14 protein-coding genes, 1 pseudogene and 1 other annotated feature (1 of these 16 only partly in view) are annotated in these 12,012 nt (G+C 58.6%); of the genes and pseudogenes, 3 read left to right on the forward strand and 12 right to left on the reverse strand.

Annotation, left to right across the window (positions count from 1 at the left end):
• Positions 1-43: 43 nt before the first annotated feature.
• Positions 44-217 (forward strand): YciY family protein, encoded by a 174-nt coding sequence (locus F3I21_RS00970; RefSeq protein ID WP_088517180.1) that lies wholly within the window; start codon positions 44-46, stop codon positions 215-217.
• Positions 218-233: 16 nt separating this feature from the next.
• Here F3I21_RS00970 and F3I21_RS23125 read toward each other — a convergent pair whose 3' ends face one another.
• A complete protein-coding gene (locus F3I21_RS23125) occupies positions 234-407 on the reverse strand; it encodes a hypothetical protein (protein ID WP_021510092.1) in 174 nt (57 codons plus the stop codon).
• On the reverse strand, positions 407-703 hold the full coding sequence (locus tag F3I21_RS00975; RefSeq protein WP_010617723.1) for a YciI family protein: 297 nt from the start codon (positions 701-703) through the stop codon (positions 407-409). The genes F3I21_RS23125 and F3I21_RS00975 overlap by 1 nt, the downstream gene beginning before the upstream one ends.
• A gap of 205 nt (positions 704-908) precedes the next feature.
• Here F3I21_RS00975 and tonB point away from each other — a divergent pair, with 205 nt between their 5' ends.
• A complete protein-coding gene (gene tonB, locus F3I21_RS00980) occupies positions 909-1,640 on the forward strand; it encodes a TonB system transport protein TonB (RefSeq protein WP_190286064.1) in 732 nt (243 codons plus the stop codon).
• A gap of 52 nt (positions 1,641-1,692) precedes the next feature.
• Here tonB and yciA read toward each other — a convergent pair whose 3' ends face one another.
• From yciA to F3I21_RS01000, 4 genes are read right to left on the reverse strand one after another with little or no spacing between them, the layout of a single operon-like run.
• Entirely contained in the window at positions 1,693-2,109 is a 417-nt protein-coding gene (gene yciA / locus F3I21_RS00985) for an acyl-CoA thioester hydrolase YciA (protein ID WP_058758638.1), read from the reverse strand.
• A gap of 54 nt (positions 2,110-2,163) precedes the next feature.
• A complete protein-coding gene (locus tag F3I21_RS00990; RefSeq protein ID WP_058758637.1) occupies positions 2,164-2,703 on the reverse strand; it encodes a septation protein A in 540 nt (179 codons plus the stop codon).
• Between the two features lie 60 nt (positions 2,704-2,763).
• Entirely contained in the window at positions 2,764-3,498 is a 735-nt protein-coding gene (locus F3I21_RS00995) for a YciC family protein (protein ID WP_058758636.1), read from the reverse strand.
• Positions 3,499-3,525: 27 nt separating this feature from the next.
• Complete coding sequence (locus tag F3I21_RS01000) at positions 3,526-3,942, reverse strand: YkgJ family cysteine cluster protein (protein ID WP_150057951.1); 417 nt, start codon at positions 3,940-3,942, stop codon at positions 3,526-3,528.
• 245 nt (positions 3,943-4,187) lie between these two features.
• Here F3I21_RS01000 and ompW point away from each other — a divergent pair, with 245 nt between their 5' ends.
• Positions 4,188-4,820, forward strand: coding sequence for an outer membrane protein OmpW (ompW, locus tag F3I21_RS01005; RefSeq protein WP_058771265.1), 633 nt, complete (start codon positions 4,188-4,190; stop codon positions 4,818-4,820).
• A gap of 47 nt (positions 4,821-4,867) precedes the next feature.
• On the opposite strand, the gene F3I21_RS01010 is transcribed toward ompW, so the two are convergent.
• The 6 genes and pseudogenes from F3I21_RS01010 to F3I21_RS01040 form a co-directional block, all read right to left on the reverse strand.
• A complete protein-coding gene (locus F3I21_RS01010) occupies positions 4,868-5,182 on the reverse strand; it encodes a BON domain-containing protein (RefSeq protein WP_021510099.1) in 315 nt (104 codons plus the stop codon).
• A gap of 171 nt (positions 5,183-5,353) precedes the next feature.
• Complete coding sequence (gene trpA, locus F3I21_RS01015) at positions 5,354-6,157, reverse strand: tryptophan synthase subunit alpha (protein ID WP_058771266.1); 804 nt, start codon at positions 6,155-6,157, stop codon at positions 5,354-5,356.
• Positions 6,157-7,350, reverse strand: a complete 1,194-nt coding sequence (trpB, locus tag F3I21_RS01020; protein WP_058758632.1) for a tryptophan synthase subunit beta — start codon at positions 7,348-7,350, stop codon at positions 6,157-6,159. Before trpB ends, trpA begins: the two co-directional genes overlap by 1 nt.
• Positions 7,351-7,396: 46 nt before the next feature.
• Positions 7,397-8,764: a bifunctional indole-3-glycerol-phosphate synthase TrpC/phosphoribosylanthranilate isomerase TrpF gene (gene trpCF / locus F3I21_RS01025; RefSeq protein ID WP_150057953.1), complete on the reverse strand. Its 1,368-nt coding sequence runs from the start codon at positions 8,762-8,764 to the stop codon at positions 7,397-7,399.
• A 1-nt stretch (position 8,765) separates the two neighbouring features.
• Positions 8,766-10,359, reverse strand: a pseudogene (gene trpD / locus F3I21_RS23305) (bifunctional anthranilate synthase glutamate amidotransferase component TrpG/anthranilate phosphoribosyltransferase TrpD).
• On the reverse strand, positions 10,359-11,921 hold the full coding sequence (locus F3I21_RS01040; protein WP_031280219.1) for an anthranilate synthase component 1: 1,563 nt from the start codon (positions 11,919-11,921) through the stop codon (positions 10,359-10,361). The pseudogene trpD and the gene F3I21_RS01040 overlap by 1 nt, the downstream one beginning before the upstream one ends.
• A gap of 23 nt (positions 11,922-11,944) precedes the next feature.
• Positions 11,945-12,012, reverse strand: a sequence feature (Trp leader region); it runs 37 nt beyond the window's last position.

Raw genomic sequence — 12,012 nt, forward strand, 5'->3', positions numbered from 1 at the left:
TCACTATAATGCGTCGCGGGTTTAGCCAGTCAGAGAGGATGTGATGAGACGCAGCAGAAATGAAGTGGCCCGCTGGAGAATGTTACGCCAGGCGCATCGCCGTCGTGCCCGCTGGCTGGAAGGGCAGTCACGTCGTTATAAGCGCATCCATGCGATTCGTCATCAGGTAGCGCAGCAGCAGCGCCGCTCCATCCTGTTTATCACGCAGAATACCTGAGCAATGAACGCGGTCGTCAGTGGCCGCGTAATACCAGTGAAACATTCACTATCTGCAGGGCCGCCGCCAGTACCACCAGCATGACGATGTGCTGGCGCGCCTGACGCCAGCCCTGACGGCGCCACAGCCACAGCGCACGACCAATCAGCAGCAGCACCAGCACTAACAACAGAAGGGGCTGCCACTGCATCAGAACACCCGTTTAAACGGTTTAACCGTGACTTTATCGTACACGCCAGCGGCGATATATGGATCGTCATTGGCCCACGACTGGGCCGTTTCCAGCGATGAGAACTCGGCAACAATCACAGAACCGGTGAAACCAGCCGGGCCCGGCTCATTACTGTCGACGGCAGGCAGAGGACCGGCGACAATCAGACGCCCCTCATCCTGCAGCAGCTGCAGACGCGCCAGGTGTGCCGGGCGCACAGAGTTACGTTTTTCCAGTGAATCTGCGGTATCTTCCGCATAAATGACGTAAAGCACGATGGGATACTCCCGTTAGACTTGCCGAATTTGCGAGACACGTTAAGTGATCGCTAAACAGAGTGCAAACGAAAGATAATGGGCGCGCGCTGCAGCGCAGGCAGGGTTAAAAAGCGCCTTTCTTTTGGCCTTCAGTAGCGTGCTTATTGAAACTGATTGCTATTTGCATTTAAAATCAGCGCTTCACTCAATGAACATGACTGATATGACGACGTTGACTACGCCTTTTCCAACCCGAACGCCTGTGTCCGTGATTTTATCCGTGCTCCTTCACGGTTCGGTAATCGCCGGCATTCTTTATGCTTCATTTCATCAGACCATTGAGGTTCCTAAAGCGTCTCAGCCTATCAGCATTAGCATGGTGGCACCGGAAGTGCAGCCTGAACCGGCACCGGCAGCCGTAACCCCGCCGCCGCCGCCCGAGCCGGAACCCGAGCCGGAAGTCGCGCCAGAGCCACCAAAAGCCGAGCCGGTGCCGATCCCTAAGCCGGAACCTAAACCGAAGCCAAAGCCGAAACCGAAGCCAAAGGTGGAGAAAAAGGCAGAGCCGAAGCCGCGCCAGCAGGTGAAGCCGCAGGAGAATCCGTTTAAACAGGACGCGCCAGCCACGCAAACGCGCCCCTCGACGGCACCGAAGAATAACCCGGCCCCGACGCAGACGGTGTCGGATGGACCGAAAGCGATGAGCGTCAGCAAGCCGGCGTATCCGGCGCGTGCGTTCGCGCTGCGCGTTGAAGGGCGGGTGCGGGTGAAGTTTGACGTGGACAGCGATGGGCGCGTCGATAACGTCGAGATTTTGTCCGCCGAGCCGCGCAACATGTTTGAGCGCGAAGTGAAGCAGGCGATGAAGAAGTGGCGCTATCAGCCAGGGCGGCCGGGCAAGGGGCTGACGATGAACATCGTGTTCCGCATTAACGGCGGCGCGAACATCGAGTAAAGCCAGACAGGCAAAGAAAAAGCGGCCATTCCGGGCCGCTTTTTTTATACGCTTAATTGCTCAGATTGGCCTGGCCTTCCGGCAGCGGACGGGATTTCCCGCTGTTATCGACCGCTACGTAAACAAACACCGCTTCGGTGGCGCAGTAAGTCTGGCCGATCGGTTCGGACGACACTTTTTTAATCCACACTTCCACGTTAATGGTCATCGAGCTATTGCCGGTGCGGATGCAGCGCGCGTAGCAGCTCACCACATCGCCGACGGCGACGGGCTTGAGGAAGGTCATACCATCCACGCGCACCGTTACCACGCGGCCTTTGGCAATCTCTTTAGCCAGTATCGCGCCGCCCATATCCATCTGCGACATCAGCCAGCCGCCGAAGATATCACCGTTGGCATTGGTATCTGCCGGCATCGCCAGGGTACGCGAGACCATCTCGCCTTGCGGCAACTTATGTTTTTCGTCCATTGCTCAGTTCTTCTGCAGGTGAAGACAAGCCCGGCGGAGACCGGGCTGCATCGATTATTTTTGTTCTTGTTGCGGCATCTGTCGCCAGATGTACAGGCCGCTTAACAGCGTAAACAGCAGGGTCAGGCCGGTAAGACCGAACACCTTAAAGTTAACCCAAAACGCCTGGGATAACCAAAACGCGACATAAATATTCGCCAGGCCGCAGGCCAGGAAGAACAGGGCCCAGGCGATATTCAGCCGACGCCATACCGCACCCGGCAGCTGCAGCTCTTTGCCAAGCATGGTCTGGATCAGCGGTTGCTGCATAAACCACTGGCTGTACAGCAGTGCCAGCGCAAACAGCGAGTAAATCACCGTGACTTTCCACTTGATGAACTCATCGTTGTGGAACACATAGGTCAGGGTGCCGAACACCGCAACCAGCACAAAGGTGAAAATGGTCATCTTTTCCAGCTTGCGGTACAGCACCCAGCTGACCACCAGCGCGATACCGGTCGCCACCACCAGCGCGCCGGAGGCGACGAAAATGTCGTACAGCTTGTAGAAGATAAAGAAAACTACCAGGGGAAGAAAATCGAGTAACTGCTTCATAGCGTTTCCAGTCAGGGGCAGGAGCGTTGAGTTACGGCGCCGCCGCGGGCGCCGTAACGCTTAACGTAACAGCATATACAGCCGGTACAAATAGATAATCAGAATGGCTGATACCAGGTTGCCCAGCGCGTTGAGCACCACTGAAGCGATATTGGCAGGCAGCACGGTCAGCGAGGAGAAGAAGAACATCAGCGCAATTTTCGCCAGCAGCCACAGAATAATTGCCGGGGCGATCACCTTAACGTTCTTCCAGGCCAGACGCATACTGGCGCGCATCGCACTGAAAATGCCCATTTTTTCACTTGCCAGCATCACCGGCGCCAGCGACAGCAGAATCGCCAGAATCACACCCGGCACCATCAGTACCATAAAGCCCAGCTGCACCAGCAGGGTGATCAGGAAGGTCTGCACCAGCAGTTTCGGCAGCAGCGGCGCAGAGGCGCCAATCGCGCGCAGCGCGCTGACGCGCTGTCCACTGGATACCATCGGCAGCAGGCACAGCATGCCGCCCAATAGCAGCGTGTTGCCAATCAGGGCAGCGAAAGTGCCGGCGGCAGAGGCGCGCAGCAGAATGCGTTGCTGATCCGGTGACATGTTCTGGACGATTTCAAACAGCGAAGAGGCGCTGCTGTCGGTCTGGCTGAGCAGGGATAACTGATCCTCGCCCGGCGTCAGGGCGTGGCCAACAATCACGGTAATAAACGAGGTCAGCAACGCCATCAGCACGATGGTGACCAGCTGATGGCGCAGAAAATTTCCTGTGTCACGGTATAACGAGCTTGCCGTGATAGACATGTACACTCCTTGAAGGAACCGGGTTAATTAACCCGGCGATTGTACATGTTCTGCAGGCAGGCTGGCACCCGGAATCCCATAACTTTCTGTCATCTCAGGTAAAGAAGGGTGAAAAAGCGGGGGTAAACCATAGCGCGCCCGGGCGCGATCGCAGGCGTCATTCGGCACGCCATTTTCGCCGGACATGGCAAACTCCCGGCACGGTGACGGCCGCTGCGCATAAATACCACAGGAAACACAGCCGCCAATTTCACCCTGCAGCGCCACGCAGCGCGGGGCACGATCGTTGGTGCCGCGCATGTTGCGCATCAGCAGGCTCAGGGGTTCCGTCAGTTCAACCGGCACCGTGCCACCACCGTCGTCGGCTTCGGCCCAGTAAAATGAAACGCGAAAATGGGCGCAGCAGGCGCCACAGGTCATACAGGGGTTAAGTAAATCGCTCATCTGATCGCCCGCCACTCCTGAGGCTTCGAACCAAAATCACAAAAGGGGAATAGCAACATAATCACGCCGCGTGATGGCGGCAACAGGATTTTTATGTCCGCTTGTAAAGGCAAAATTGATCTGAATCAAATCATTGTTTTATAAGTGATTAATTTGAATTGATGCTGATGATCTTTTCGCAAAAAAGGGGTAAATCTTGTGCCGCGATTAACCTCAATACCCTGTTTTCCGGCAAAGGAGTGATTATGAAACTGGCTAAATGCGCGCTGCTGCTGGCGCTGGCGATCCCGCAACTGGCACTGGCTCACCAGGCCGGTGATTTTTTTGTGCGCGCCGGTAGCGCGACCGTTCGTCCGACCGAAGGCTCTGATAATGTGCTGGGTATGGGCGGCTTCAGCGTCAGTAATGATACCCAGCTGGGTCTGACGTTTACCTGGATGGCGACCGACAATATCGGCGTTGAGCTGCTGGCGGCCACGCCGTTCCGCCACAAAGTGGGACTTGGCCCGACCGGCAACCTCGCTACCGTGCGTCAGCTGCCGCCCACCCTGATGGCGCAGTACTACTTTTTCGACAGCCAAAGCGCGCTGCGCCCTTACGTTGGCGTCGGGATCAACTACACCACCTTCTACGATGCGAAGTTCAACCAGACCGGGCAGGATGCGCAGCTGAGCGATTTGAGCGTGAAAGACTCCTGGGGCGTGGCGGGTCAGGTCGGGCTGGATTATCAGATCAACCGCGACTGGATGCTCAACGCATCATTGTGGTACATGGACATCGATACCGAAGTGAAATTCAAAGCGGCGGGCGAACAGCAGAATATCAATACCCGCATCGATCCGTGGGTGTTCTTCTTTGGCGCGGGCTACCGTTTCTGATTTTTACACCAGAAAGAAAAAGGGCGACCCGCAGGTCGCCCGTTTAGTTACTTAATCTGCATATTGTTGACGACGGATTTTACCCCCGCCACGTTACGCGTTACCGCAACCGCACGGTTGGCCATCTGCGGCGAGCTGACAAAGCCGCTCAGCTGTACTTTCCCTTTAAAGGTCTCAACGTTAATTTCTGTCGATTTCAGCGCCTCGTCATTCAGCAGCTGTGCCTTCACTTTGGTGGTAATGACCGTGTCATCGATGTAACCGCCGGTCCCTTCCTTTGTTGCTGTTGGTGCACAGGCACTTAAGGTGAGCGCCATCACTGCAGCCACTAAAAAACCCGCAACGACTTTGAACAATTTCATTGGTTATCTCCCTGTCATAGATGGTGGTGCACCGTAACGTGACGGCACGCTTAAGTGTGGGCCGTGCCTCGCATTTCGGCAACTCAGGCGCGATGAAAAAGTTTGTCGCAGGGGAGAAAAAAGGGGTAAGAAGTAAGAAGGGCCCCGCAGCCAGTGCAGGGCCGTGCCAACTTAGCGGGTAGCCGCTTTGAGATCGCTGACGAACGTTTGCAGTTCGCTGAGCAGCGCCGTTGGGTCGTTCTGATTACGCTCGATGATTTTCACGATGGCCGAGCCGGAGATGGCTCCGGCGGCTCCGGCGGCAACGGCCTCTTTCACCTGACCCGGCTCAGAAATGCCGAAGCCCTGCAGCGGCGGCGCAGCATGATATTCGCGCAGCTTCTCGATCAGATGGTGCAGCGGCAGGCTGGCGCGATTTTCCGCACCGGTAACGCCGGCGCGTGACAGCAGATAGGTGTAGCCACGGCCGTGCGAGGCGATTTCGCGCAGCAGATCGTCATCCGCGTTGGGCGGACAGATAAAGATCGGCGCAATGTTGTGACGCATCGCCGCCTGGCGGAACGGGGCCGACTCTTCCACCGGCACGTCAGCCACCAGCACCGAGTCAACGCCCACCGCAGCGCACTGCGCGTAGAAGTTGTCGATACCTCTGCTGAACACCAGGTTGGCGTACATCAGCAGGCCAATCGGCAGATCGGGGTATTTCTGGCGCACGGTGGCGAGCATTTCAAAACACTGCGCTACGGTGGTGCCGGCGGCAAAGGCGCGCAGCGTAGCGCCCTGAATCGTCGGTCCATCGGCCAGCGGATCAGAGAACGGAATGCCCAGCTCCAGCGCATCCGCACCGCCCGCGACCAGCGCATCAATGATTTTCAGCGACAGCGCCGGCGACGGATCGCCAAGGGTGACGAAGGGCACAAACGCGCCTTCCTGTTTCGCGGACAGACGTTGAAACAGCTGATTATAACGCTCCATCAGATCTCTCCCTTAGCTTTCAGAATATCGTGAACGGTAAAGATGTCTTTGTCGCCGCGGCCGGAAAGGTTCACCACCAGCAGCTGCTCTTTGTCCGGGTTTTCGCGGATCATTTTCAGCGCATACGCCAGCGCGTGCGATGACTCCAGTGCCGGAATGATGCCTTCTGCACGACACAGCGTCTTAAAGGCCTCCAGCGCTTCATCATCCGTGATTGACACGTAGTCAGCGCGGCCGGTGCTGTTCAGGTGCGCATGCTGCGGACCGACCGACGGGAAATCGAGACCGGCAGAGATGGAGTAGGACTCTTCGATCTGTCCCTCTTCGGTCTGCATCATCGGCGCCTTCATGCCGAAATAGATGCCAACGCGACCGTGCTTGAGCGGCGCACCGTGCTCACCGGTGTCAATACCGTGACCCGCAGGCTCCACGCCGATCAGGCGCACGCTGCTCTCTTCGATGAAATCCGCAAACATGCCGATGGCGTTAGAACCGCCGCCGACGCACGCCAGTACCGCATCCGGCAGGCGACCCTCTTTTTCCAGAATCTGCGCTTTAGTCTCTTCGCCAATCATGCGCTGGAATTCACGCACAATGGTCGGGAACGGATGCGGGCCTGCGGCAGTGCCGAGCATGTAGTGCGCGGTTTCGTAGCTGCCGGACCAGTCGCGCAGCGCCTCGTTACAGGCATCTTTCAGCGTGGCCGAGCCGCTGTGTACCGGAATCACCTCTGCGCCCATCAGCCGCATACGGAACACGTTGGGTGACTGACGCTCAACGTCTTTTGCGCCCATGTAAATACGGCATTTCATGCCGAGCAGGGCACACGCCAGCGCCGACGCCACGCCGTGCTGACCGGCGCCGGTCTCCGCGATGATCTCGTTTTTGCCCATACGTTTTGCCAGCAGCGCCTGGCCCAGCACCTGGTTAGTTTTGTGTGCGCCGCCGTGCAGCAGGTCTTCGCGCTTAAGGTACAGGCGGGTTTTGCTGCCTTTGGTCAGGTTGCTGCACAGCGTCAGGGCCGTCGGGCGACCGGCGTAGTTTTTCAGCAGGTCAGTAAATTCTGCCTGAAACGCCGGATCGCGCTGTGCTTCAACAAAGGCCGTTTCCAGCTGACGCAGTGCTGGCATCAAAATCTGCGGCACATACTGGCCGCCGAATTCGCCAAAGTAGGGATTAAGTAATGTCGTCATCGTGTCCTCTTCCTTATCCGGCCCGCCCGCAGGCGGGCAGACGCAATTAATAGGCGCGCAGCGTGCGGAATACCGCCGCGACTTTGCTGGCATCTTTGATGCCCGGCGCGGATTCCACGCCGGAGTTGAAGTCGAGGCCGGCACAGCCGAGCTGAGCGGCTTCGACGCAGTTATCGGCGCTCAGGCCACCTGCCAGCAGCACATCAGCCAGGTCTTCACCCTGCAGCAGCGACCAGTCAAAGCGCTGACCGCTGCCACCCTGGCCATTATCCAGCACGTAGCGATCAACGTGCGCCCAGTCGCGTGGCGGCAACCGATCTTTAATGCTCAGTGCTTTCCAGATGCGCACGCTGGCCGGCAGCGCCTGGCGCAGTTCCGCGACGTAGGCTTTGTCTTCATCGCCGTGCAGCTGGACGGCCGCCAGCGATAAGTGCGTGGCTAACGTGACAACGTCACTGATAGTCTGATTGCGGAACACGCCGACATACTTCAGCGGCGCAGCGGCGATCACCGCCTGCGCCTGCGCCTCGTTAACCTGGCGCGGCGAACCGGCGGCAAAGATCACGCCGCCATACAGCGCGCCAGCCTGATGCGCGGCCTGCGCATCTTCCGGGCGGGTCAGGCCGCACACCTTGTTATCGCCCAGCAGCACGCGGCGCACACCGGCGTCGAGGTCGTGCTCTTCCATCAGCGCCGAGCCAATTAAAAAGCCGTTGGCAAAATGGCTCAGCTCGCGCACCTGGGCGTAATTATGGATGCCGGACTCGCTGATCACGGTGACGCCATGGCTGAGACGCGGGGCCAGCTGACGCGTGCGATTCAGGTCAATCGACAAATCACGCAGATCGCGGTTGTTGATGCCGACCACTTTAGCTTCCAGCGCGATAGCCCGCTCCAGCTCTTCTTCATTACTGACTTCGGTCAGCACGCCCATTTTCAGACTGTGCGCCACCGCAGCCAGCTGACGGTACTGCTCATCATCCAGTACGGACAGCATCAGCAGAATGGCATCGGCCTGATAATGGCGCGCCAGGTAAATCTGGTAGGGATCAATAATAAAGTCTTTGCACAGCACCGGCTGCGTGATGGCGGCGCTGACCACCGGCAGGAAATCAAAGCTGCCCTGGAAATATTTCTCATCGGTCAGCACTGACACCGCAGAGGCGTAATGGCGGTAGATCCCGGCGATAGTCGCGGGATCAAAATCGGCGCGAATCAGCCCTTTCGACGGGGAGGCTTTTTTACACTCCAGAATGAAGACGGTGCGCGTGCCACGCAGCGCCTCGTAAAAATGACGCTCCGCCGGCTGCAGATCGTTCTGGAAGGAGGCCAGCGTCTGCTGCGATTTCCGTGCTTCAACCCACAGGGCTTTATCCTGCACAATTTTCTCTAATACGGTGCCCTTGATACTCATTTCATCCTCTCGCTGCCAGTGCCACAACGCGCTCGTACGCCTGACCGCTGCGAATGGCAGCCATGGCGCGCTCAGCGTTATCGCGCAAATCTTCATTTCCGAATACTTTCAGCAACATTGCGACATTTACCGCAACGGCCTGCTCGTGGGCGGGCTGGCCTTTACCCTGGAGCAAACGCGTCAGAATGTCACGGTTTTCTTCCGGTGTGCCGCCGGCCAGCGCCTCTTTCGGCTGGAAGCTGAAGCCAAAGTCTTCCGGCGTCAGCTGGTAACTGGTGATCTCACCGTCACGCAGCTCAGCGACCTGGGTTGCACTGTGCAGCGCCACTTCATCCATGCCGCCACCGTGCACCACGGCAGCACGCTGGTAGCCCAGCACTTTCAGCGTCTGGGCGATGGGCAGCACCAGTTCCGGACTGTAGACGCCAATCACCGCCAGCGGTGGGCGCGCCGGGTTGATCAGCGGACCCAGCACGTTAAATAGCGTGCGGGTTTTCAGCTGCTGGCGCACCGGCATCGCGTGGCGGAAACCGCTGTGATACTGCGGCGCAAACAGGAAGCAGACGTTGAGATCGTCCAGCGCCTGCCGTGCCTGCTGCGCCGGCATGTCGAGATTGATACCGAAAGCGGCCAGCAGATCGGAAGATCCGGATTTGCTGGAGACGCTGCGGTTGCCGTGCTTGGCCACTTTCAGCCCGCAGGTGGCGGCGACAAAGGCGCTGGCCGTTGAAATATTAATGCTGTTGCTGCCGTCACCGCCGGTGCCAACGATATCGGCAAAGGTATAGTCCGGACGCGGGAACGGTCTGGCATCGGCCAGCAGCGCGGAGGCGGCACCGGCGATCTCTTCCGGGCGCTCGCCACGCACTTTCATGGCGATCAGCGCCGCTGCCAGCTGCGTCGGCTCCAGCTGTCCGGTAATAATCGCGCTGAACAGCTGGTGGCTCTCGGCCTGGCTCAGCGTTTGCGCCTGATACAGTTTTTCCAGAATAGTTTGCATCATCATCTCCCTGTTATTTCGCCAGCGCCCAGGCCAGTGTTTGCTCCAGCAGACGTGCGCCCTGCGTGGTGAGAATCGACTCGGGATGGAACTGGAAGCCGCACACGCGGTCCGTTTCGTGACGCACCGCCATCACCATGCCGTTGTAGCTGGCGTTAACCGTCAGTTCCGCCGGCGTATTGCTGCCCACCAGCGAGTGGTAACGCGCCACCGGCAGCGGGTTGCTGAGGCCGGTAAACATCGCCTCGCCATCATGGGTAATGGCGGAGGCTTTGCCGTGCAGAATTTCGCCCGCCTGGCCGACGTGCCCGCCGTAAGCTTCGACGATAGCCTGATGGCCGAGACAGATACCAATGATCGGCAGCTGACCGCGCAGCGCCTGTAACAGCTGCGGCATGCAGCCGGCATCTTTCGGTGCGCCAGGGCCGGGTGAGAGCATCAGCACCGGGTTTTCCATCTGCTGCAGGCGGTCGATCAGCACTTTTGCCGGGACGTTGTTGCGGTAAATCACCACGTTGTGGCCAAAGGTACGCAGCTGATCAACGAGGTTGTAGGTAAAGGAGTCGATATTATCGAGCAGCAGGATATCGGCCATCAGAAAATCTCCTTGCAGTGATGGGCAGTAGCGATGGCGCGCAATACCGCGCGGGCTTTGTTGCGGCTCTCATCCGCTTCAGCCTGAGGCTGAGAATCCAGCACCACGCCGGCACCGGCCTGCACCGTGGCAACGCCACCTTCCACCCAGGCGGAGCGGATGACGATGCAGGTATCAAGGTCGCCGCTGGCGGTGAAGTAGCCGACCGCGCCGCCGTAGCTGCCGCGCCGCGTGCCTTCTTTTTCCGCAATCAGCTGCATCGCACGCACTTTCGGTGCGCCACTCAGCGTGCCCATGTTCATGCAGGCGCGATAGGCGTGCAGCACATCAAGATCGTTGCGCAGCGTGCCTACCACGCGGGATACCAGGTGCATTACAAACGAGTAGCGGTCCACTTTGGTTAAATCCGCCACGTAACGGCTGCCGGGCACACAGATACGCGCCAGGTCGTTGCGCGCCAGATCTACCAGCATCAGGTGCTCAGCCAGCTCTTTATGATCGGTGCGCATTTCCAGTTCAATACGGCTGTCCAGGTCGCGATCCAGCGAGCCATCCGCATGGCGACCGCGCGGACGCGTACCGGCAATCGGATAGATTTCGATCTGGCGCGAGCTGGCGTCATACTTCAGCGAGCTCTCCGGCGAAGCGCCGAACAGCGCAAAGTCCTGATCCTGCATAAAGAACATGTACGGGCTGGGGTTGCTGTTTTTCAGCGTATCGTAAGCCGCCAGCGGTGACGGGCACGGCAGTGAGAAGCGGCGCGACGGTACCACCTGAAAGATTTCGCCGATGCGAATGGCCTGCTGCAGTTCGCTTACCACGTTGCAGTAAGCTTCATCGCTCTGGCTGGTGCTCAGCGTCATCTGCTCGACGCGCTGCACCGGCAGCGCAGGTGCTGGCTGCGTCATCTGACCGTGCAGCTGTTCAATACGGCTCTGCAGACGCTGAAACTCGCTGGTGGACGGCGCAAACAGGCTGGCCTGCAGACGGGCGCTGCGCTGCTGGTGATCGATCACCAGTAACGTTTCGGCGAGGTAGAAACAGTAGTCCGGGCAGCTTTGGTCATTGCGCAGCGGCGGCAGATCTTCAAATCCCGCCACCAGATCGTAGGCAAACAGGCCGCCCAGCAGCATGGCTTCACGTTCTTCGGCTGGGCTGTTAACCAGATGCGGAATCAGACGCAGCGCATCAAACACCGACAGCGCTTTCAGGCGGGAGTCTTCATCGTGCAGACCCTCAACCGGCGTGAAATGCAGCTCACGTCCGTCCGGGCGCACGGCGATGCGCACCTCGGGGGGCAGTGCTTCGTCCAGCAGCGGCAGCAGCGCGCGGCCGTTTTCCGACAGCGCCTGCAGGGTAACAACATTGCCCAGGGCGCTGATGCGCAGCGCGCTGTCGACAATCAGCAGGCTTTTCAGGTTCTGCTTGCTGTCGATATCGGCAGATTCAAGCAGCAGAGTTGCCGGACGTGCGCCGCATAATTGATGAAACACTGCGGCCGGATCTTCGCGGTAGGGCGCGGTACCGGTAATCAACTTCAATGTAGGTTTCGCATTAGCCATAATGGATTCTCTGAATTTCGCTCAAAAAAAAGCCCGCTCGGTGGCGGGCTCAGGTATCTGCACTGCGGTTACGCAAAATGTGCATGACGAC

Origin of the sequence: Pantoea sp. B_9 (assembly GCF_008632015.1) — a bacterium.
Taxonomy (GTDB): domain Bacteria; phylum Pseudomonadota; class Gammaproteobacteria; order Enterobacterales; family Enterobacteriaceae; genus Pantoea; species Pantoea dispersa.

What these genes read in the sequence shown, in the direction of transcription:
- trpA (WP_058771266.1), bottom strand. Translation starts at nt 6,157, where the DNA reads ATGGAGCGTTATAATCAGCTGTTTCAACGTCTGTCCGCGAAACAGGAA.
- F3I21_RS01040 (WP_031280219.1), bottom strand. Translation starts at nt 11,921, where the DNA reads ATGGCTAATGCGAAACCTACATTGAAGTTGATTACCGGTACCGCGCCC.
- yciA (WP_058758638.1), bottom strand. Translation starts at nt 2,109, where the DNA reads ATGGACGAAAAACATAAGTTGCCGCAAGGCGAGATGGTCTCGCGTACC.
- ompW (WP_058771265.1), top strand. Translation starts at nt 4,188, where the DNA reads ATGAAACTGGCTAAATGCGCGCTGCTGCTGGCGCTGGCGATCCCGCAA.
- F3I21_RS01010 (WP_021510099.1), bottom strand. Translation starts at nt 5,182, where the DNA reads ATGAAATTGTTCAAAGTCGTTGCGGGTTTTTTAGTGGCTGCAGTGATG.
- F3I21_RS00995 (WP_058758636.1), bottom strand. Translation starts at nt 3,498, where the DNA reads ATGTCTATCACGGCAAGCTCGTTATACCGTGACACAGGAAATTTTCTG.
- F3I21_RS00990 (WP_058758637.1), bottom strand. Translation starts at nt 2,703, where the DNA reads ATGAAGCAGTTACTCGATTTTCTTCCCCTGGTAGTTTTCTTTATCTTC.
- F3I21_RS23125 (WP_021510092.1), bottom strand. Translation starts at nt 407, where the DNA reads ATGCAGTGGCAGCCCCTTCTGTTGTTAGTGCTGGTGCTGCTGCTGATT.
- F3I21_RS01000 (WP_150057951.1), bottom strand. Translation starts at nt 3,942, where the DNA reads ATGAGCGATTTACTTAACCCCTGTATGACCTGTGGCGCCTGCTGCGCC.
- F3I21_RS00970 (WP_088517180.1), top strand. Translation starts at nt 44, where the DNA reads ATGAGACGCAGCAGAAATGAAGTGGCCCGCTGGAGAATGTTACGCCAG.
- tonB (WP_190286064.1), top strand. Translation starts at nt 909, where the DNA reads ATGACGACGTTGACTACGCCTTTTCCAACCCGAACGCCTGTGTCCGTG.
- trpCF (WP_150057953.1), bottom strand. Translation starts at nt 8,764, where the DNA reads ATGAGTATCAAGGGCACCGTATTAGAGAAAATTGTGCAGGATAAAGCC.
- trpB (WP_058758632.1), bottom strand. Translation starts at nt 7,350, where the DNA reads ATGACGACATTACTTAATCCCTACTTTGGCGAATTCGGCGGCCAGTAT.